Here is a 20021-nt window from a genome sequence, read left to right as displayed (position 1 = left end):
GATCCCATCCACACGTTCTTGCCTATAACCCGGGCGTGTGCGTGCACTGTGCGTGATCGGCTCCGCAGAAGGGTGCACCGATGGAGACCGATGACATCCTCGCGATTCAGCAGGTCGCCGAGGTGACGGGACTGTCCGTGAAGACGCACCGGAACATGCGCTCGAACGGGGAAGGGCCACGCATGTGGCTTCTCCGCGGTCGGGTGCGCTGCTACCGCTCCGACCTCGACGCGTGGACCCGCGCGGCGGCGAGTCGATGACCGTCATACGCGCGCAGGCTCTCGAGAACGCAGGTCGCGTGATCTCAGACGCGGCGGCGATCTTCTCGAAGCTGACACCGCGCGAGTCTGCACAGCGAATCTGGACGCCCGGCGGGCTGTCCCTCGACGAGCTCACTGACCGCATCACGGCGTCTCGCGCCGCGTGGGAGGGGTCCGATACTCTCGCTCTCGACTGAGGGGGTTCGCCATGGACGTGACGTCTGTTGCTCTGCTGCTGTTCGGCTACGGGCTCGGCATCTTCGTGCTGTACTTCGTGATCACGGCCGCCGTCGCTGAGGGGATGAAGCGTCACACGCGGTGGCAAGTCGCAAACCGAGATGCGATCGAGGAGAAGTACGCAGTCAAGCGGCTGCCGCAGGATCAGGCATAAGGGCAGACGTGGCGCAGATGCCAGCCGCCGGCCGTTCCGCAGCGAACGTGATGCTCGATGCCATCGCCCGCCGACCTGTACCTCCCGAGTCGACGACGCTGACCGCGTGCAAGCCGAGAAGGTCGCCGGGATGATCCCGCGCGTCCCGCGTGTGCACGAACGTGTGCACACTCCCCCGACGACGCAGCCGAACGACGCCGGACAGGAACGGGTACATCCCGGACGGGATATATCCCGTACGGGACCGCATGAAGACAGGCTGAGACAGAGCCAAACGGACAGGACGCGACTGGCGCAGTTACTTCACACGTAAGAGGTCGTCGGTTCGAGTCCGGCATCGCCCGCCCCTTCACATCTCTCTCCGCCGCCGGTTCGCGAGCGCGGCACACTCGTTCACCGCGATGTCGTCGCCTGTCGTTACGCTGCGCGCTATGACGTCGCCTTCCCTGCCTCCTGCCGGTTGGTATCCCGACCCCGATACCGACACCCTCGAACGGTACTGGGATGGGCAGAGATGGTCCTTCGAGAAGCGGCCTCCCCTGGCGCCCTTCGTTCCCCTGCAGCCGTACACGAACGGCGTCGGGGTGGCGGCTCTGATCGTCGGGATCGTGGCCGCCGCGCTGGCGGCGATCCCCTACGCGATCGTGCTGACCTGGCTCATCACCCTGGCGGCTCTCGTTCTCGGCATCATCGGGCTCACCTTGGCGAACCGTCCCCGGGCCGCCGCCGGATGGGGGCTCGCGCTCAGCATCCTGTCGGTCTTCATCGGCGTGATGTCCACCAGCGCCGTGGCCGGTGTGACGACGCCGGTCGGCGCGCAAGCGGGGCAGGTCTCGTCCGCCACCGACCAGCCCGCCCCCGGCGCCGCGGAGCAGCCGCCCGCCGCTGCACCGCCGGCGACCGACCAGAACGCGGTCGAGTCCGAACAGCCCTCCCCGCAGCAGGAGCAGCCGCAGGCCCCGGCACCTCAGGCGCCGGCGGCGCCGCAGCCCGTGAACCCTGCGCCGCCCGCGGCCCCGCAGCCCGTGGGAACCCTCAGCCAGCGAAACGCTGTGGCAAAGGCTCGGGAGTACCTCAATGTCATGTCCTTCTCGCGCCAGGGATTGATCGGCCAGCTCGAGTACGAAGGATTCCCGACGGCTGACGCGGAGTACGGCGTCGACACCGTCGCACCGGACTGGAACCAGCAGGCCGCGGCCAAGGCGAACGAGTATCTACGAAACATGTCGTTCTCCCGGCAGGGCCTTTACGACCAGCTCATCTTCGAGAAGTTCACGCCCGAGCAAGCCGACTACGCGGTCGCCGCGGTGGGCTTCTGAACATTGCCGTGCCGGACGTTGGAGCGGGCTCGCGGCCTAGCCCAGCGTCCAGCCGTAGCGGGCGCGGAGAGCGGATGCCACGCCCTCGAAGCGACGCCGATCCAGTGCCGCGGCCTCGCGCCGCATGCCGGCGTCGTGCACGAGGTAGAGCTGCTCGATGTCGACCCACGACGGGCGGCGCTGCGGGTCCCACTCCCCCGTGCCCAGCGCGAGGTAGTCGCGATCGCCGGCGTGGGGCTTGCTGGTGAGGCGGACGGCGTAGGAGCGGGCGGCATCCGCTCGTCCGATGATGAGCACCGGGCGGTCCTTGCCGCGTCCGTCGCGCTCCTCGTACGGCACCCACGTCCACACGATCTCGCCGCCGTCGGGCGCGCCGTCCCGCTCGGGTGCGTACGTCAGCGTCAGACGCCGCGGCGGGGCGATCTCGACGGTCGCGGTCACACCGGCGCCCTGCCCCGGCCTCAGCGTTGCGGGCGAACCCGAGCCCTGAGCGGGCCTGGGCGGCGCGGAGGGGCGCCGAGACTCTGTGGACGGCCGAAAAGCGCGCAGCAGGGCAGACACGAGGCGTGAGGCGGTTCCCATACCGCCACCCTAGGCAACCTCGTGCGCCCGCCCGCGCGCACGAAGAACGGGGCGCCACGGACGAATCCGTGACGCCCCGTTCTCTGGGGAGTGCGTATCAGCGGGCGTCGGTGAGGACGTAGCCCTCTTCACCGTGCACCACGGTGTCGATACCGGCGATCTCGTCCTCGTTCTTGACGCGGAAGCCGATCGTCTTCTCGATCGCGAAGCCGATGATGAAGGCCAGGACAAAGGAGTAGATCAGAACCGTGAAGGCGGCGATCGCCTGCACCAGCAGCTGCGTGAACTGGCCGCTGTAGATGAGGCCGGTCGTGTTGGCGAAGAAGCCCAGGTACAGGGTTCCGAGCAGACCACCGACGAGGTGGACACCCACGACGTCGAGCGAGTCATCGAAGCCGAGCTTGAACTTCAGGTCGACAGCCAGAGCGCAGACGACACCGGCGAGGAGTCCGAGGACGATGGCCCAGAAGGGCGTCAGCGAACCGCAGGCGGGGGTGATGGCGACCAGACCGGCGACGGCACCCGACGCGGCACCGACCGAGGTGGGCTTTCCGTCGCGGATCTTCTCGACGACCAGCCAGCTGAGCAGCGCCGCGGCGGGAGCGGCGAGCGTGTTGACGAACGCGAGCGAAGCCGTGTTGTCGGCCGCGAGCTCCGAGCCCGCGTTGAAGCCGAACCAGCCGAACCACAGCAGACCCGCGCCGAGCAGGACGAACGGCGGGTTGTGGGGGACGTGGGCGCCCTTCTGGAAGCCGACGCGCTTGCCGAGGACGAGCGCGAGAGCGAGAGCTGCCGCACCGGCGTTGATGTGGACCGCAGTACCACCGGCGAAGTCGATCGCGCCGACGCCGAAGACGTCCTGCAGACCGTGGGTGATCCAGCCGCCGTAAGAGAACGCACCATCGGCGAGACCGAAGTTGAACACCCAGCTGGCGACCGGGAAGTAGACGATCGTCGCCCACAGGAAGGCGAAGATCATCCACGAGCCGAACTTGGCGCGGTCAGCGATGGCGCCCGAGACCAGCGCGACGGTGATGATCGCGAACGTGGCCTGGAAGGCGACGAACGCCAGGGGCGGGTAGGCGGCGCCCTCGGGCGCCTCGAGCAGGCTGGCGAGGCCGAGCTCGTTCCAGTCGATCGTCCAGGGAGCGTTGGTCACGCCGACGTCCGTGGCCGGGAAAGCGATCGCGTAGCCGTACAGCACCCACAGGACTCCGATGAGTCCCATGGCGCCGAAGCTCATCATCATCATGCTGATGACGCTCTTGGCCTTGACGAGTCCGCCGTAGAAGAACGCGAGTCCTGGCGTCATGAGCAGCACGAGTGCCGCTCCAATCAGGATGAATGCGGTGTTGCCTTGATCCATCTCGAAGAGAACCTCTCTGAAGGGACGCAGCTGTAGCGTCGGGTCCCCTCAGTGTTCCCAGCCCCGGTTTCCATCGGCGTGGGAATCGTGTTTCGAGCACGTTACAGCGGCCAGAGTCATGTAAACATCGCGTTTCGCGTCGCCGCGAAGCCTCGCTGAAACGACCGATCAGGCGTGCGTGAGCGCCACGAGACGTGACACGGCGCGGAGGTATTTCTTCCGATAGCCGCCCGCGAGCATCTCGTCCGAGAACACGGTGTTGAGCGGAACGCCGGTCGCCCTGATCGGGATCTGCGCGTCGTACGCGCGGTCGACGAACGCGACGAGGCGCAGCGCCGCGGACTGGTCGTGCAGCACGTGCACGTCGCGGAGGCCGACGGTGTCGACGCCGTCGATGAGGCGGATGAATCGCGACGGGTGCACGCGCGCGAGATGGGCCACGACCTCGCCGAACCCGTCGTCGGTCGCGACGCCGCGGGCGGCGGCATCCTGGATCGCTTCGGCGTACTCCGCGTCGGAGAGGACACGGGCCTCGCCGTCGATGGCGCGCTGGCGGAAATCGGTGCCGTCGATACGGATCGTGCGGAAGCTGTCGGCCATCGACTGGATCTCGCGCAGGAAGTCCTGCGCGGCGAAGCGCCCCTCGCCCAGGGCGTTGGGCGGGGTGTTGGACGTCGCCGCGAGACGGGTCCCGGATGCCACGAGCTCACCGAGCAGCCGCGTCATCACCATCGTGTCGCCGGGGTCGTCGAGCTCGAACTCGTCGATGCAGAGGAGGTCGGACCCGCGGAAGAGCTCGACCGCCTTCGCGTACCCGAGGACGCCGACCAGAGCGGTGTACTCGATGAACGAGCCGAAGTACTTCCGGCGGGCCGGCATCGCGTGGTAGATCGACGCGAGGAGGTGGGTCTTGCCGACACCGAAACCGCCGTCGAGGTACACGCCGGGCTTCGCCGGCGGCGTCTTCTCCGCACGTCGGAAGAAACCGCCCTTCTTGACCGGTGCGCTGCGCAGGCTCGCGAACGCCTCGAGCAGCTCCTTCGCCTCCTGCTGCGACGGGTAGGCGGCATCCGCGCGATACGACTCGAAGGTCGCGCCGTCGAACTGCGGCGGAGGCACGAGAGCGCTCACCATCTCGGCGCCGGAGATGGCGGGCTCGCGATCGACGAGGTGGACGACACCGGTCGTCGCGGGCGTGGAGGTCATGGCCGTCCTGTGTCGCAGTCTTACGGGAAGGTGCCTGCTTCGACGTGGCGGACCTAGGGTCGAAGTGCGGTTTCCACCCTACGCCGCCCGCTCCATCACCCCGACCGAGGAGACATCGTGACCGTCGAGTTCGACACCAGCTCTTCCAAGTTCGCCGCGTACGCCGAGCCCGGCCGTCTCGTGAGCGGCGACTGGCTGCAGGAACGCCTCGGTCAGCCGGGGCTCGTCGTCGTCGAGTCCGACGAAGACGTGCTGCTGTACGAGACGGGCCACATCCCGGGCGCCGTGAAGGTCGACTGGCACACCGAGCTCAACGACCCCGTCGTCCGCGACTACCTCGACGGCGAGGGCTTCGCCGAGCTCCTGAGCCGCAAGGGCATCGCGCGTGACGACACCGTCGTCATCTACGGCGACAAGAACAACTGGTGGGCCGCCTACGCGCTGTGGGTGTTCTCGCTCTTCGGACACGAGGACGTGCGCCTCCTCGACGGCGGCCGTGACAAGTGGATCGCCGAGGGTCGCCCGATCACGACCGAGCCGACGACCCGCGAGCCGGTCGAGTACCCGATCGTGGAGCGCGATGACACGCTCATCCGCGCCTACAAGGACGACGTGCTCGCGCACCTCGGGAACCCCCTCATCGACGTCCGCTCCCCCGAGGAGTACTCGGGCGAGCGCACCTCCGCGCCGGCCTACCCCGAAGAGGGCGCGCTCCGCGCCGGACACATCCCCAGCGCGCAGAGCGTTCCGTGGGCCAAGGCCGTCGCGGAGGACGGCGGTTTCAAGTCCCGCGAGGAACTGGATGCCATCTACCGCGACGGCGCCGGTCTGAAGGACGGCGACAAGATCGTGGCGTACTGCCGCATCGGTGAGCGCTCCAGCCACACCTGGTTCGTCCTGAAGCACCTGCTCGGCTTCGAGGACGTCCGCAACTACGACGGCTCGTGGACCGAGTGGGGCAGTGCGGTGCGCGTGCCGATCGTGTCCGGGTCCGAGCCGGGCGAGGCTCCGACCCGCTGAGCCCGCGCGTCGCGGGCGTGGGAGACTGACGGTGATGTCCGAGAACACGCTCCCCGCCCGCCTCGCCGAGATCCGTGACGAGTTCCTCGAGCTCGACGAGCCCGACCGTCTGCAGCTCCTCCTGGAGTTCTCGCACGAGCTGCCCGACGTCCCGGCCGAGTACGCGGATCACCCCGAGATGTGCGAGCGGGTCGCCGAGTGCCAGTCGCCGGTGTACATCGTGGTCGACGTCGACGACGCCGGCCGCGTGGCCATGCACGCGACGGCGCCGGCCGAAGCCCCCACGACGCGTGGTTTCGCCAGCATCCTGGCGCAGGGACTCACGGGTCTGTCCGCCGAGGAAGTGCTCGCGGTCCCCGACGACTTCCCGCAGAGCATCGGTCTGACGCGCGCGGTGAGCCCGCTGCGCATCGCCGGGATGACCGGCATGCTCATGCGCGCAAAGCGTCAGGTGCGTGCCAAGAGCGGTCTCTGATCCGTCAGTCCTCGGTGGCGAGTCCCCGCGCGCGCACCCAGCCCTGGATCGCGCGGGTCCAGCGCGTCTCGTCGTAGTTCCACAGCTTCGTGTGGCGGGCGACCGCGAAGGTCTCCATCGTCACGAGATCGGGCCGTGCCTCGGCGAGGGCGTGCGACGCGTCGCTCGGAACGAAGCCGTCGTCGTCGCTGTGCAGGAGCAGGATGGGATGCCGCAGCTCGGCGGCGCGGGCGACGGCGTCGAGTCCGTCCAGCGGGATGGCCGATCCGCTGCGCGTGAGCACGGCGCCCCAGTCGGACCCGAGGATCTGCTGCGCGAACGCGAGGACGACGCCGGGCAACCGCAGGAGGCGGCTCTGGTACCGCAGCACGGTCCGCCAGTCGGCGACCGGCGACTCGAGGACGAGCCCGACGATCACGTCGCGGTGCGGTGACGAGAACTCGGTCTGGAGCACGATCGCACCGCCCATCGACCAGCCCATGAGCAGGACGCGGCGCGCGCCCTGACGTCGGGCGTAGCCGATCGCGGCATCCACGTCCCGCCACTCGGTCGCGCCGAGGGCGTACGTGCCCGTCCGGCTCCTCGGAGCCTCGCCGTCGTTGCGGTACGAGACGAGGAGGCTCGTGATGCCGAGCTCGTGGAACACCGGCACGGCGCGCAGGGCCTCGGAGCGCGTGGTCCCTCGGCCGTGCACCTGGATCACCCACACGTCGCTGTCGACCGCCGCCGGGAATTCCCACGCGGGGCATGGGCCGACCGGTGTGCCGATGAGCGCGTTCCGATACGGGATCTGCAGATCCTCGGGCTTGTCGTAGTACCAGCCGCTGAAGGCCGCGGCGGGCGTGAGATGCGCGTCGGCGGGGACATGGGTCAGCAGCTTGCGGGTCACGCTCGCGCCGTCGTCCTTCACGACGGAGCCGACCCGGAGGTAGTCGGCGCTGCCGGTGGTGAACAGGCCGTAACGGCCGGGCAGGGCCGTGTCGTCGGTGCGCTCGAGGGTGATGGTCTGCGCGGCGGGATCGAGCCCCAGCAGCCGCACGTCGGGCCGGCGGGCCGCCGGGGTGAGGACCGTGCGAGCCATGCGCAGCGAGACCGCGCCGAGGGCGGTCGCGCTCACCGCGAGAGCGGCGCTGAGGGCGGTGACGGCGATCCGCAGCGGTGCGGCCGCGGGGTGCGGGGCACGGCGCCTCGCGGCGCGCCTGGGAGCGTTCATCGAGGCCTCACTCTAGTCTGTCGGCGTGACTGACCCCCGCTCTCCCGAGGCGGCGACCGCCTTCGCCCGGGCGGCCGACGAGTTGCGCGCGACCGAGTTCCGCGACGACTTCGTCGTGCGCGAGATCCCCTCGCCGTCGGGCCTCGCGCCGCAGTCGCTCGCGCTGGCCGGCGACGTGCGCCCCGATGCGCACGCGACGGACTCGCCGTTCGGTACGGGCCGCTTCATCCTGCTCCACGACCCGGAGGAGCCGGAGCCGTGGGGCGGGGCGTGGCGCGTCGTGTGCTTCGCGCAGGCCCCGCTCGAGCCGGAGATCGGGATCGACCCCCTGCTCGCGGAGGTCGCGTGGTCGTGGCTCATCGACGCCCTCGACTCGCGCGGCGCCGAGCGCCACTCCGAATCGGGGACGGCGACGAAGACGCTGTCGACCGGCTTCGGTGCGCTCGCGGCGCAGGGCGAAGGGTCACAGATCGAACTCCGCGCGTCGTGGTCGCCGCGCGGTCCGTTTCGCCCGCACCTGGAGGCGTGGGCTGAGTTGGTCTGCATGCTCGCCGGACTCCCCCCGGGGTCCGAGGGTGTCGCGGTCCTCGGAGCCCGGAGGCCCCCGCGTGGTTGAGTACACCGTCATCGAGGATGCCGCCGGTCTCGCCGCGGCGTCGGAGTCGCTGGCATCCGGGATCGGTCCCGTCGCCGTCGACGTCGAACGCGCCTCGGGGTTCCGGTACTCGCAGCGCGCGTACCTGATCCAGGTCTTCCGGCGCGAGGCCGGAGTGTTCCTGTTCGATCCCTCGACGATCGAGGACTTCTCCCCGCTGCAGCAGGCGATCGGCGGCGCGGAGTGGGTCTTCCACGCCGCGAGCCAGGATCTGCCGTCGCTGCGCGAGCGGGGTCTCGAGCCGCCGGTGATCTTCGACACCGAACTGGGCGCGCGTCTGCTCGGACACGAGCGCGTCGGTCTCGGCGCGGTCGTCGAGGAGACCCTCGGAATCACGCTCGCCAAGGCGCACTCCGCGGCCGACTGGTCGACGCGTCCGCTGCCGCCGTCCTGGCTGGAGTACGCCGCGCTCGACGTCGAGCACCTCATCGACGTCCGCGACAAGCTCGCCGACGAGCTCGACGAGCAGCAGAAGACGGAGTTCGCGCGGCAGGAGTTCCAGGCCGTGCTCGAGCGGCTCCCGAAGCCCCCGCGCGACGACCCGTGGCGTCGCCTGAGTGGACTGCACACCGTGCGCGGCCGCCGCTCGCTCGCGGTCGCCCGGTCCCTCTGGCAGGCGCGCGAGGACTACGCGCGCGAGCAGGACGTCGCCCCCGGCCGCCTCGTGCCCGACCGTGCGCTGGTCGCGGCGGTGCTGGCGGATCCGCAGAGCAAGCAGGCGCTCGCGGGCGTGAAGGAGTTCAACGGACGCGCGAGCCGCACGCAGCTGGACCGCTGGTGGAACGCGATCGTCGCCGGGCGCGAGGCCACCGACCTGCCGCCGGACCGCGTCCCCAGCGACACGCTGCCGCCGCCGCGCGCGTGGGCCGATCGCAACCCCGAGGCCGACCGCCGGCTCAAGGCCGCGCGACCGGCGGTGGAGGCGCGGGCGGAAGAGCTCCGGATGCCGACCGAGAACCTCCTCACCCCCGAGACGCTCCGCCGCGTGGCGTGGACTCCCCCGGCCGAGGTGACCACCGAGTCGATCTCTGACGCGCTCGCGGAACTCGGTGCCCGCCCGTGGCAGATTGAGCAGACTGCACAGGTGATCGCGGATAGCTTTGTAGCTTCCCTCAACACCGATCCCGACGAGTCGGAACCGACTTCGTAGGTTCGGACAACCGATTCTTCGCGCCGCGGCGCGTTTCCTAGGCTGGCTGCATCCCAAACAATGGAGGCAGAGTGGCCGAGATGTCGGACGTCTTCTTCGTCGACGGTATGCGCACCCCTTTCGGGCGCGCCGGCGAGAAGGGCATGTACTGGAACACCCGCGCGGACGACCTGGTCGTCAAGGCGATCATCGGGTTGATGGAGCGCAACGGCGACGTGCCGAAGGACCGGATCGACGACGTGGCCATCGCCGCGACGTCGCAGACCGGTGACCAGGGCCTCACCCTCGGACGCACGGCGGCGATCCTCGCGGGTCTCCCGATGACGGTGCCGGGACTCGCGGTCGAGCGCATGTGCGCCGGTGCGATGACGAGCGTCACCACGATGGGCGCCTCGATCGGTGTCGGCATGTACGACCTCGCCCTCGCGGGCGGTGTCGAGCACATGGGCCGGCACCCCATCGGGGCGAACGCCGACCCGAACCCGCGCTTCGTCGCCGAAAAGCTCGTCGACCCGGGTGCATTGAACATGGGCGTCACCGCCGAGCGCATCCACGACCGCTTCCCGCACCTCACGAAGGAGCGTGCGGACCGGTTCGGCATGGCCAGCCAGCACAAGGCGCAGGCCGCGTACGAGGCCGGCAAGTTCCAGCCCGACCTCGTCTCGGTCGCGATCAAGGACGCCGAGGGCGCCTGGGGCCTCGCCACCGAGGACGAGGGGCGCCGCCCCGAGACGACCCTCGAGGGTCTGGCATCCCTCAAGACGCCGTTCCGTCCGCACGGTCGCGTGACCGCCGGAACGTCCTCGCCGCTCACGGACGGGGCGACGATCAGCCTGCTCGCGGGCTCCGACGCCGTGAAGGAGTTCGGTCTCACCCCCAAGATGCGGATGGTCTCGTTCGCGTTCGCCGGCGTGCAGCCCGAGATCATGGGCATCGGCCCGATCCCCTCCACCGAGAAGGCGCTCAAGAAGGCCGGGCTCACGATCGACGACATCGGTCTGTTCGAGCTCAATGAGGCCTTCGCGATCCAGGTCATCTCGCTGCTCGACCACTTCGGCATCGCCGACGACGACCCGCGCGTGAACCCGTGGGGCGGCGCGATCGCGCTCGGCCACCCGCTCGCGGCATCCGGTGTCCGTCTCATGATCCAGCTCGCCGCGCACTTCGCCGAGCGTCCCGACGTGCGGTACGGCCTCACGGCCATGTGCGTCGGTCTCGGCCAGGGCGGTTCGGTGATCTGGGAGAACCCGTTCTTCGACGGAAAGAAGAAGCGCAAGTGACCGATTACTCCGCGATCGATTTCTCGCCCCTCGACGGACTGAGCGCCGACGAGGTCGTGACGCACTCCCCCGTCCGCGACGTGCGCCTGCCCTCGGGCAACGTCGTCGCACTCGTGACGCTCGACAACGGCCGCGACCACACCCGCCCCAACACGCTGGGTCCCGCGACCCTCGCGGAGCTCGATCGCACGCTCGCGACGTTGAAGCAGCGGGCCGCCGCCGGCGAGATCCACGCCGTCGCGATCACCGGGAAGCAGTACATCCTGGCCGCCGGCGCCGACCTCTCCGAGGTCGCGAACCTGCCGTCGAAGGAGGTCGCGCGACTCATCGCCCAGCGCGGTCACCAGGTGCTCGGCTCGCTGTCCGAACTCGGCGTCCCGTCGTTCGCGTTCGTCAACGGCCTCGCCCTCGGCGGCGGTCTCGAGATTGCGCTGAACTCGACCTACCGGACGGTCGACGCCTCCGCCGCCGCGATCGCGCTGCCTGAGGTGTTCCTCGGCATCATCCCCGGCTGGGGTGGCGCGTACCTGCTGCCGAACCTCATCGGCATCGAGAACGCGCTCGAGGTCGTCGTGTCGAACCCGCTCAAGCAGAACCGGATGCTCAAGCCCCAGCAGGCCTTCGACCTCGGGATCATGGATGCCATCTTCCCGGCGGCGTCCTACCTCGAGGACTCGCTCCGCTGGGTCGACGGCGTCCTCACCGGTCGCATCAAGGTCGAGCGGAAGAACGAGCCCGGCAAGATCGAGCGCCTGACGAAGTGGCCGATCGCGATCAAGGTCGCGCGCGGCATGCTCGAGTCCAAGATCGGCACGGTCCCCCGCTCGCCCTACGTCGCGCTCGATCTGCTCGACAAGGCCAAGAGCGGCACGAAGGCCGAGGGCTTCGCCCGCGAGGACGAGGCGCTCGCCGACCTCATCGCGGGCGACCAGTTCGCGGCATCCATGTATGCCTTCGACCTCGTGCAGAAGCGCGCGAAGCGGCCGGTCGGCGCCCCCGACAAGACGCTCGCGAAGAAGGTCACCAAGGTCGGCGTGATCGGCGCGGGTCTCATGGCCTCGCAGTTCGCGCTGCTGTTCGTGCGGAAGCTGCGGGTGCCCGTGGTCATCACCGACCTCGATCAGGGACGCGTCGATAAGGGCGTGGCATCCATCCGCGAGGAGATCGGCAAGCTCGAGGCGAAGGGCCGGCTCGACGCCGACACCGCCAACCAGCTGCGCGCCCTCGTGCACGGCACGACCGACCGCGGCGAGTTCGCCGACTGCGACTTCGTGATCGAGGCCGTGTTCGAGGAGGTGGGCGTCAAGCAGGAGGTGTTCTCCGCGATCGAGAAGATCGTCGCCGAGGACACGATCCTCGCCACCAACACCTCGTCGCTGTCGGTCGCCGAGATCGGTTCGGCGCTCGAGCACCCCGAGCGACTCGTCGGCTTCCACTTCTTCAACCCCGTCGCTGTCATGCCGCTCATCGAGGTCGTGAAGACGGATGCCACCTCCGACGCCGCGCTGTCGACGGCGTTCGTCGTGGCCAAGGGCCTCGGCAAGAACGCCGTGCTGACCGCGGACGCCCCGGGGTTCGTCGTCAACCGCCTGCTGGCGAAGGTCATGGGCGAGGCTGCGCGGGCGGTGTACGAGGGCACCCCGCTCCCCGTCGTGGAGAAGGCGTTCGCGCCGCTCGGGCTGCCCATGGGGCCGTTCCAGCTCATCGACCTCGTCGGCTGGAAGGTCGCCGCGCACGTGCAGGACACGATGGCGGGGGCGTTCCCGGAGCGCTTCTTCGCGTCCGAGAACTTCCACGAGCTCGCGGCGCTGCCCGAGGTCGTCGAGAAGGACAAGGGCGGCCGCGTCACCGGCTGGACGAAGGCGGCGCAGAAGGTGCTCGTCACCGGCAAGACGCCGGTCGCGCCCGAGACGATCCTCGCCCGCGTGCAGGACGGTCTGGCGCAGGAGATCAAGATCATGCTCGATGAGGGTGTGGTGCCCGAGGTGCAGGACATCGACCTGTGCCTCATCCTCGGCGCGGGCTGGCCGTTCATCGACGGTGGGGCCTCGCCCTACCTCGACCGCGAGGGGGCGTCGGAGCGCGCCTTCGGCGACACGTTCCACCACCCGCCGATCCGCGGCATCGGCGGCTGAGAGCCGGAACACGACAGCGGCGCCGTCCCCGAGGGGGCGGCGCCGCTGTCGTACGTGCGGGACCTACGGGCGGGTCTTCTCCCACTCCTCCAGCGTCGGGATCACGCCCGTGGGCGTCTGACGCGCCATCGGGATGCGCGTGCCGAGCACCTGGGCCACGACGTCATGGGCGATCTTGGATGCCGTGAGTCCGGCATCCTCGAGGATCTGTTCGCGCGTGGCGTGGTCGATGAACTCGTCCGGGATGCCGAGCTCGTCGACGGCCGTGTCGACGCCCGCCTCGCGGAGGACCTGGCGGACGCGCGTGCCGACGCCACCGACGCGGATGCCGTCCTCGATCGTGATCACGAGCCGGTGCTCGCGCGCGAGGTCGACGATCGACGGCTGTACGGGGATCGCCCAGCGGGGGTCGACGACCGTGGCGCCGATGCCCTGCGCGCGCAGCCGCTCGGCGACCTCCATCGCGAGGTGGACCATCGGGCCGATGCCGACGAGCAGCACGTCGTCGGAGGTGCCGCGGGCCAGGACGTCGACGCCGTCGGTCAGACGCTCGATCGCGTCGAGGTCGGCGGGGACACCGCCCTTCGGGTAGCGCACGACCGTGGGGGCGTCACTGACGGCGACGGCCTCGCGGAACTCCTCGCGCAGGCGCGTGGCGTCGCGCGGAGCGGCGATCCGGATGCCGGGGACCAGCTGCAGCATCGCGAGGTCCCAGATCCCGTGGTGGCTGGGGCCGTCGGGGCCGGTCACGCCGGCGCGGTCGAGCACGAACGTGACGCCGGCCTTGTGCAGGGCGACATCCATCATGACCTGGTCGAACGCGCGGTTCATGAACGTCGCGTAGATCGCGACGACCGGGTGCAGGCCGCCGAACGCCAGGCCCGCGGCCGAAGCGACCGCGTGCTGCTCGGCGATGCCGACGTCGTACACGCGCTCCGGGAAGCGTTCGGCGAAGGACTGCAGGCCCGTGGGACGCAGCATCGCGGCCGTCATCGCGATGACGTCGTCGCGTTCGGCCCCCACCGCGGTGAGTTCCTCGGCGAACACATCGGTCCACTGGGGACCGCCGCCCGAGCCGAGAGCCTCGCCCGTGATCGGGTCGATCTTGCCGACGGCGTGGAACTGGTCGGCTTTGTCGCTGAGCGCGGGGGCGTAGCCGCTTCCCTTGTCGGTGATGGCGTGCACGATGACCGGCGCGCCGTAGGACTTCGCCAGCTCGAGCGTTTCGATCAGCGACTCGAAGTCGTGCCCGTCGATGGGGCCGAGGTACTTGATGTCGAGGTTGCTGTACAGCGCCTCGTTGTTCGTGAAGCGCGACAGGAAGCCGTGCGTGCCGCCGCGCACGCCGCGGTAGACGGCGCGGGCCGCGGGGCCGAGGCGCCGGAACAGCGTGTCGGAGCTGCGGTGGAGGTGCCGGTACGCCTCGTTCGTGCGCACGCGGTTCAGGTAACGGGCCATGCCGCCGATCGTCGGCGCGTAGGAACGGCCGTTGTCGTTGACGACGATGACGAGGTTGCGGTCGTTGTCGTCGCTGATGTTGTTCAGCGCCTCCCACGTCATGCCGCCGGTGAGCGCGCCGTCACCGACGACGGCGACGACGTGGCGGTCCTTGCGGCCCGTCCGGGTGAACGCCCGCGAGACGCCGTCGGCCCAGCTCAGCGAACTCGACGCGTGCGAGGACTCGACGATGTCGTGCTCGCTCTCGGAGCGCTGCGGGTAACCGGCGAGGCCACCGCGTGATCGCAGGTTCGCGAAGTCCTGACGGCCGGTGAGGATCTTGTGCACGTACGACTGGTGGCCGGTGTCGAAGATGATCGGGTCGGCCGGCGAGTCGAAAACGCGGTGGAGGGCGATCGTCAGCTCGACGACGCCGAGGTTGGGGCCGAGGTGACCGCCGGTGCGGGCGACGTTCTCGACGAGGAACGAGCGGATCTCGGCCGCGAGCTGTCGCAGCTGATCGGGGGTGAGACCGTCGAGGTCACGGGGACCGTGGATGCCGGGTAGGAGAGCCATGTGACTCCTCTCGTGCGGTGCGCACACAGTTCTGCGCGTCTGTCGATTCTAGTCTCGGCGCCCGGAGAGGGCCCGGCAATGGCTTGCCAGCGAGCGATCGATGGTGTCGGGAAACGCAACCGCGCCCCGGGGGCCGAGGCTCCCGGGGCGCGGTCGAGGCGGGGTCAGACGAGCGAACGCAGCACGTACTGCAGGATGCCGCCGTTGCGGTAGTAGTCGGCCTCACCGGGGGTGTCGATGCGCACCACGGCGTCGAACGTGATGGTCTGCTTGCCCTCGGGCGAGAACTCGCTCGGCTCGGCGGTGACCTTCACCGTCTTGGGGGTCACGCCCTCGTTGAGCTGCTCGAGGCCCTCGATCGAGACGATCTCGGTGCCGTCGAGGCCCAGCGAGCTCCAGCTCTCGCCGGCGGGGAACTGCAGCGGGACGACGCCCATGCCGATGAGGTTCGAGCGGTGGATGCGCTCGAAGCTCTCGGTGATGACGGCCTTCACGCCGAGCAGGTTCGTACCCTTCGCGGCCCAGTCGCGCGACGAGCCGGAGCCGTACTCCTTGCCGCCGAAGATCACGAGCGGGGTGCCCTGCGCCTGGTAGTTCTGGCTCGCGTCGAAGATGTACGACTGCGGACCGTCGGCCTGCGTGAAGTCGCGGGTGAAACCGCCCTCGACGACCTTGCCGCCGTTGACCGCTGCGGTCAGCTCGTTCTTCAGGCGGATGTTCGCGAACGTGCCGCGGATCATGACCTCGTGGTTGCCGCGGCGCGAGCCGTAGGAGTTGAAGTCCTTCTGCGCGACGCCGTGCTCGGTGAGGTACTGCGCGGCGGGCGTGCCCGCCTTGATGTTGCCGGCCGGGCTGATGTGGTCGGTGGTGACCGAGTCACCCAGGGTGGCCAGGACGCGCGCGCCGGTGATGTCGCGCACCGGGTCGGGCTGCATCGACATGCCGTCGAAGTAGGGAGCCTTGCGGACGTAGGTGGAGTCGGCATCCCACTCGAAGATCGGACCGGTCGGGGTCGGCAGGTTCTTCCAGCGCTCGTCGCCCTCGAACACCGTGGCGTACTGCTGGATGAACTGCTCGCGCGAGATCGACGCGTCGATGATCGACTGCACCTGGTCGGGCGCGGGCCAGATGTCCTTCAGGAAGACGTCATCGCCGTTCTGGTCCTTGCCGAGCGGGTCGGTCTCGAAGTCGAAGTTCATCGAGCCGGCCAGCGCGTAGGCGACCACCAGCGGCGGGGAGGCCAGGTAGTTCATCTTCACGTCGGGGCTGATGCGGCCCTCGAAGTTGCGGTTGCCTGAGAGGACGGCCGTGACGGCGAGGTCGTTCTCGTTGATCGCCGCGGAGACCTCCTCGATGAGGGGGCCGGAGTTGCCGATGCAGATCGTGCAGCCATAGCCGACGGTGTAGAAGTCGAGGCCCTCGAGCGCCTTGTCGAGACCGGACTTCTCGTAGTAGTCGGTGACGACCTTCGAGCCGGGGCCGAGCGTCGTCTTGACCCACGGCTTGCGCTTGAGGCCCTTGTCGACGGCGTTCTTGGCGAGCAGGCCCGCCGCGATCATGACCGACGGGTTCGACGTGTTCGTGCACGAGGTGATCGCCGCGAGCGTGACGGCGCCGTTGTCGAGCAGGTACGACTGGCCCTCGGGCGTCGTGACCTTGATCGGCTTGGACGCGTTGGCCGGGTGACCCGAGGAGATCAGGACCTCACCGGTGTGGGTGTGCTCGTCGCCGGGCACGGGGCCGGGGTCGGAGGCCGGGAACGACTGGTCGCTCTCGAGGTCGACGATCGAGTCCGACGTGGATGCCGCGGCGTAGTTCAGGATGTCCTTCTCGAACTGCGACTTCGCCTCGGACAGGAGAATGCGGTCCTGCGGACGCTTCGGACCGGCGATCGAGGGGACCACCGTCGACAGGTCGAGCTCCATGTACTCGCTGAAGACGAGCTCGCGGGCCGGGTCGTGCCAGAGGTTCTGCTCCTTGGCGTACGCCTCGACGAGCGCAACGGTCTGCTCGTCGCGGCCGGTGAGGCGCAGGTACTCGAGCGTGACGTCGTCGATGGGGAACATCGCGGCGGTCGAGCCGAACTCGGGGCTCATGTTGCCGATGGTCGCGCGGTTCGCGAGCGGGACGGATGCCACGCCCTCGCCGTAGAACTCGACGAACTTGCCCACGACGCCGTGCTTGCGGAGCATGTCGGTGATCGTGAGGACGACGTCGGTCGCGGTGACGCCGGCGGGGATCTCGCCGCTGAGCTTGAAGCCGACGACGCGCGGGATGAGCATCGACACCGGCTGGCCGAGCATCGCGGCCTCGGCCTCGATGCCGCCGACGCCCCAGCCCAGGACGCCCAGGCCGTTGACCATCGTGGTGTGCGAGTCGGTGCCGACGCAGGTGTCGGGGTAGGCGCGGAGGACACCGTCCACGGTGCGGTCGTAGACGACCTTGGCCAGGTGCTCGATGTTGACCTGGTGGACGATGCCGGTGCCCGGCGGGACGACCTTGAAGTCGTCGAAGGCGGTCTGGCCCCAGCGGAGGAACTGGTAGCGCTCACCGTTGCGCTCGTACTCGATCTCGACGTTGCGCTCGAGGGCGTTCTCGCTGCCGAAGAGGTCGGCGATGACGGAGTGGTCGATGACCATCTCGGCCGGGGAGAGCGGGTTGATGCGGTTGGGGTCGCCGCCGAGGGCCGTGACGGCCTCGCGCATGGTGGCGAGGTCGACGATGCAGGGGACACCGGTGAAGTCCTGCATCACGACGCGCGCGGGCGTGAACTGGATCTCGGTGTCGGGCTCGGCATCCGGGTTCCACGAGCCGAGGGCGCGGATCTGGTCCGCGGTGACGTTGGCGCCGTCCTCGGTGCGGAGGAGGTTCTCGAGCAGCACCTTGAGGCTGAACGGGAGCTTCTCGTACCCGGCGACGGTGTCGATGCGGAAGATCTCGTAGTCGGTGCTGCCGACTGTCAGGGTGCTCTTGGCACCGAAGCTGTCAACCGTGGACACGATCGTCTCCTTCGTCGGCGAATGCGCAGGCGTCGGCCCGCCATCCCCCATTTTCCCCTCGCGGTTCGGAGGATGCCAGGAAGGCCGACCTAACCGTGCGGGGAGGGGGATTTATCTTGATATCAAGATAAATATATCAGGACTCGCGCTTCGGGGAGAGAGCGCGCACGGCGAGCCACGTGACCGCGACCATGGGGGCGAAAAGCGGCAGTCCCATGACGATCTTGAGCGTCCCGAGCGCCGTGACGTCGCCGGCGAAGTAGAGCGGCAGCTGGACGATGAGGCGCGCGGCGAACAGCGCCGCCCATCCGAGCGACAGCAGGGAGTACACGCGCCGCTTGCGCTTGTCGGTGCGCCAGGCCGTCCCCTCGCCGAGCAGGTATCCCGCGATGAGGCCGATCAGCGGCCAGCCCACGAGGACCGACACGAGGAACGCGGCGCCATAGGCGCCGTTCGTGAAGAAGCCGAAGACGAAGTTGTCCTGGCCGCGCCCCGTGAACAGCGTCAGGACGGCCGCGGCCACGGTCGCGAGAAGTCCGCCGATCGCGGCGCTCGGCGGCGACTTCGCCACGAGCCGCGCGATCGTGAAGACGAGCGCGAGGCCGACCGAGACGCCGAGACTCAGGAGGAGGTTGCCCTGGCGGGTCTCCGGGTCGTTGGTGATGGTGAACAGCACCACGAATGCGAGCGACGGCAGGACGGATTCCAGGATGCCGCGCCACCCGCCCATCGCGGCCCAGACGGCCGCGCCGGTCGAGGAGTGCTTCGCCGGGTCCAGGCCCGCGCGGCGGGCGGCATCGCCCAGCGCCGCGGAGAGGCTGTCGGCCGCGGAGGGCGGCTCGAGCGGGACGCGGTCGGCGTCGTCGGGTCGCGCCGGCTCGGTCATGCCGTGCCGGGGGTGGTCGGCATCCGGAGCGGGATCAGATCGCGCGGGGGCATGGGCGATCCGCCGCGCACGACGACGATCGAGCGGAACAGGTCTTCCACCGCGGTGGCAGCCTCGACATCGGAGGTCGCGGCTCCCCCGATCACGCCGCGGAGGAACCAGCGCGGGCCGTCCACGCCGACGAACCGGGCGAGGCGCTTGGTGGCGCCGTCCGGGCCCGCCACGACCGGCACCTCGGCGAGGAGCTCGGGGCCGAGGGGCCCTTCGCGCTCCTCCACGCGACCGCCCTGCTGTTTCACCTGCTGCCGGATCTGCTCGCGGGTCTCCTCCCACAGGCCGCTCGAACGCGGCGCGGCGAAGGGCTGCACCTGCAGAGTGGACTCGGCGTAGTCGAGGCCGACGGCGACGATGCGCTGGGTCTGCTCCTCGACCTCGAGGCGGAGGTTCAGGCCCTCGCGCGGGAGGATCTTGATGCCGCCCAGATCGATGTAGGGGCGGACGGCGTTCGCCTCGGACTCGTCGAAAGGTCCGGCCGTCTGTCGATCCACCGGTCCGCTCTTGGGGGCAGGCGCCGCCTCGATCTCCTGATCGGTCTGCGGCTGGGCGTCGTCGGTCATCGGGTGCTCCCTGAAGAGGTCTGGTAGCCGCTGGATCCGAATCCGCCCTCGCCCCGCACGCTGTCGGGAAGGTCGTCGACGGGGAGGAAGCGGACGGGCGGAACAGGCATGACGATGAGCTGCGCGATGCGGTCCCCGACCGCTATCTCGTAGGCCTCGTCGAGGTCGGTATTGAGCAGTGCCACCTTGATCTCGCCACGGTAGCCCGCGTCGATCGTTCCCGGGGAATTCACGATCGTGATGCCGTGCTTGGCGGCGAGGCCGCTGCGGGGAACGACGAACGCGGCGTACCCGTCCGGCAGCGCGATGCGCACACCGGTGGAGACGAGGGCGCGACGGCCGGGCTCCAGTCGGACCGCTTCCGCGGCTACGAGGTCGGCTCCGGCGTCGCCGGGGTGGGCGAAGACCGGGGGCTCGGATGCGACAATGAGGACGTCCACCGTTTCGGTCACCC

Annotated in this window: 19 protein-coding genes; 10 read left to right on the top strand and 9 right to left on the bottom strand. The window is 69.5% G+C overall.

Going from position 1 to position 20021, the window contains the following annotated elements; all coding sequences use genetic code 11:
- Positions 1-80 precede the first annotated feature (80 nt).
- The 4 genes from AVW09_RS14115 (at position 81) to AVW09_RS14100 (ending at position 1970) form a co-directional block, all read left to right on the top strand.
- Complete coding sequence (locus tag AVW09_RS14115) at positions 81-260, top strand: helix-turn-helix transcriptional regulator (protein WP_063258673.1); 180 nt, start codon at positions 81-83, stop codon at positions 258-260.
- The gene (locus AVW09_RS14110; RefSeq protein ID WP_156496117.1) at positions 257-457 is read left to right on the top strand and encodes a hypothetical protein; all 201 of its coding nucleotides are present in this window, start codon (positions 257-259) and stop codon (positions 455-457) included. Before AVW09_RS14115 ends, AVW09_RS14110 begins: the two co-directional genes overlap by 4 nt.
- Before the next feature lie 11 nt (positions 458-468).
- The gene (locus AVW09_RS14105; RefSeq protein WP_063258671.1) at positions 469-651 is read left to right on the top strand and encodes a hypothetical protein; all 183 of its coding nucleotides are present in this window, start codon (positions 469-471) and stop codon (positions 649-651) included.
- A 431-nt stretch (positions 652-1082) separates the two neighbouring features.
- Positions 1083-1970 carry an Ltp family lipoprotein gene (locus AVW09_RS14100; RefSeq protein ID WP_082822997.1) on the top strand — a complete coding sequence of 296 codons (888 nt, stop codon included), beginning with the start codon at positions 1083-1085 and terminating at the stop codon, positions 1968-1970.
- A gap of 36 nt (positions 1971-2006) precedes the next feature.
- Here the strand turns inward: AVW09_RS14100 and AVW09_RS14095 are convergent, their stop codons facing one another.
- The 3 genes from AVW09_RS14095 to zapE all read right to left on the bottom strand — a co-directional run bounded on the left by AVW09_RS14095 (position 2007) and on the right by zapE (position 5124).
- The gene (locus AVW09_RS14095; RefSeq protein ID WP_063258669.1) at positions 2007-2552 is read right to left on the bottom strand and encodes a type II toxin-antitoxin system PemK/MazF family toxin; all 546 of its coding nucleotides are present in this window, start codon (positions 2550-2552) and stop codon (positions 2007-2009) included.
- Between the two features lie 97 nt (positions 2553-2649).
- Positions 2650-3918 (bottom strand): ammonium transporter, encoded by a 1269-nt coding sequence (locus AVW09_RS14090; protein WP_063258668.1) that lies wholly within the window; start codon positions 3916-3918, stop codon positions 2650-2652.
- A gap of 168 nt (positions 3919-4086) precedes the next feature.
- Positions 4087-5124, bottom strand: a complete 1038-nt coding sequence (zapE, locus tag AVW09_RS14085) for a cell division protein ZapE (RefSeq protein WP_063258667.1) — start codon at positions 5122-5124, stop codon at positions 4087-4089.
- Between the two features lie 117 nt (positions 5125-5241).
- Between zapE and AVW09_RS14080 the strand changes: the two genes are divergently transcribed.
- Together AVW09_RS14080 and AVW09_RS14075 are read left to right on the top strand one after the other, a co-directional pair.
- Entirely contained in the window at positions 5242-6144 is a 903-nt protein-coding gene (locus AVW09_RS14080; RefSeq protein ID WP_063258666.1) for a sulfurtransferase, read from the top strand.
- Positions 6145-6178: 34 nt separating this feature from the next.
- Complete coding sequence (locus AVW09_RS14075) at positions 6179-6619, top strand: SufE family protein (RefSeq protein ID WP_063258665.1); 441 nt, start codon at positions 6179-6181, stop codon at positions 6617-6619.
- A 4-nt stretch (positions 6620-6623) separates the two neighbouring features.
- Here the strand turns inward: AVW09_RS14075 and AVW09_RS14070 are convergent, their stop codons facing one another.
- On the bottom strand, positions 6624-7832 hold the full coding sequence (locus tag AVW09_RS14070; RefSeq protein WP_063258664.1) for an alpha/beta hydrolase family protein: 1209 nt from the start codon (positions 7830-7832) through the stop codon (positions 6624-6626).
- A gap of 25 nt (positions 7833-7857) precedes the next feature.
- Here AVW09_RS14070 and AVW09_RS14065 point away from each other — a divergent pair, with 25 nt between their 5' ends.
- The 4 genes from AVW09_RS14065 to AVW09_RS14050 all read left to right on the top strand — a co-directional run bounded on the left by AVW09_RS14065 (position 7858) and on the right by AVW09_RS14050 (position 13052).
- Complete coding sequence (locus AVW09_RS14065) at positions 7858-8448, top strand: DUF3000 domain-containing protein (RefSeq protein ID WP_022879072.1); 591 nt, start codon at positions 7858-7860, stop codon at positions 8446-8448.
- Positions 8441-9637 (top strand): ribonuclease D, encoded by a 1197-nt coding sequence (locus AVW09_RS14060; protein ID WP_063258663.1) that lies wholly within the window; start codon positions 8441-8443, stop codon positions 9635-9637. The genes AVW09_RS14065 and AVW09_RS14060 overlap by 8 nt, the downstream gene beginning before the upstream one ends.
- Before the next feature lie 71 nt (positions 9638-9708).
- Positions 9709-10917 (top strand): thiolase family protein, encoded by a 1209-nt coding sequence (locus tag AVW09_RS14055; RefSeq protein ID WP_063258662.1) that lies wholly within the window; start codon positions 9709-9711, stop codon positions 10915-10917.
- Entirely contained in the window at positions 10914-13052 is a 2139-nt protein-coding gene (locus AVW09_RS14050) for a 3-hydroxyacyl-CoA dehydrogenase NAD-binding domain-containing protein (RefSeq protein WP_063258661.1), read from the top strand. The genes AVW09_RS14055 and AVW09_RS14050 overlap by 4 nt, the downstream gene beginning before the upstream one ends.
- A gap of 63 nt (positions 13053-13115) precedes the next feature.
- Here the strand turns inward: AVW09_RS14050 and dxs are convergent, their stop codons facing one another.
- The 5 genes from dxs to dut all read right to left on the bottom strand — a co-directional run bounded on the left by dxs (position 13116) and on the right by dut (position 20019).
- Positions 13116-15065, bottom strand: coding sequence for a 1-deoxy-D-xylulose-5-phosphate synthase (dxs, locus tag AVW09_RS14045; RefSeq protein ID WP_063258660.1), 1950 nt, complete (start codon positions 15063-15065; stop codon positions 13116-13118).
- Positions 15066-15229: 164 nt separating this feature from the next.
- Positions 15230-18064, bottom strand: coding sequence for an aconitate hydratase (locus AVW09_RS14040; protein ID WP_063258659.1), 2835 nt, complete (start codon positions 18062-18064; stop codon positions 15230-15232).
- A gap of 136 nt (positions 18065-18200) precedes the next feature.
- Positions 18201-18950, bottom strand: a complete 750-nt coding sequence (locus AVW09_RS14035; RefSeq protein WP_063258658.1) for a DUF3159 domain-containing protein — start codon at positions 18948-18950, stop codon at positions 18201-18203.
- Complete coding sequence (locus AVW09_RS14030; protein ID WP_063258657.1) at positions 18947-19567, bottom strand: DUF3710 domain-containing protein; 621 nt, start codon at positions 19565-19567, stop codon at positions 18947-18949. Before AVW09_RS14030 ends, AVW09_RS14035 begins: the two co-directional genes overlap by 4 nt.
- On the bottom strand, positions 19564-20019 hold the full coding sequence (gene dut, locus AVW09_RS14025; protein WP_197462650.1) for a dUTP diphosphatase: 456 nt from the start codon (positions 20017-20019) through the stop codon (positions 19564-19566). Before dut ends, AVW09_RS14030 begins: the two co-directional genes overlap by 4 nt.
- Positions 20020-20021 lie beyond the last annotated feature (2 nt).

This window comes from Microbacterium sp. T32, from assembly GCF_001619615.1.
In the GTDB taxonomy this organism is placed as follows: domain Bacteria; phylum Actinomycetota; class Actinomycetes; order Actinomycetales; family Microbacteriaceae; genus Microbacterium.
Note: the sequence above shows the minus strand (reverse complement) of the source record. Positions and strands in the feature narration are given on the sequence as shown.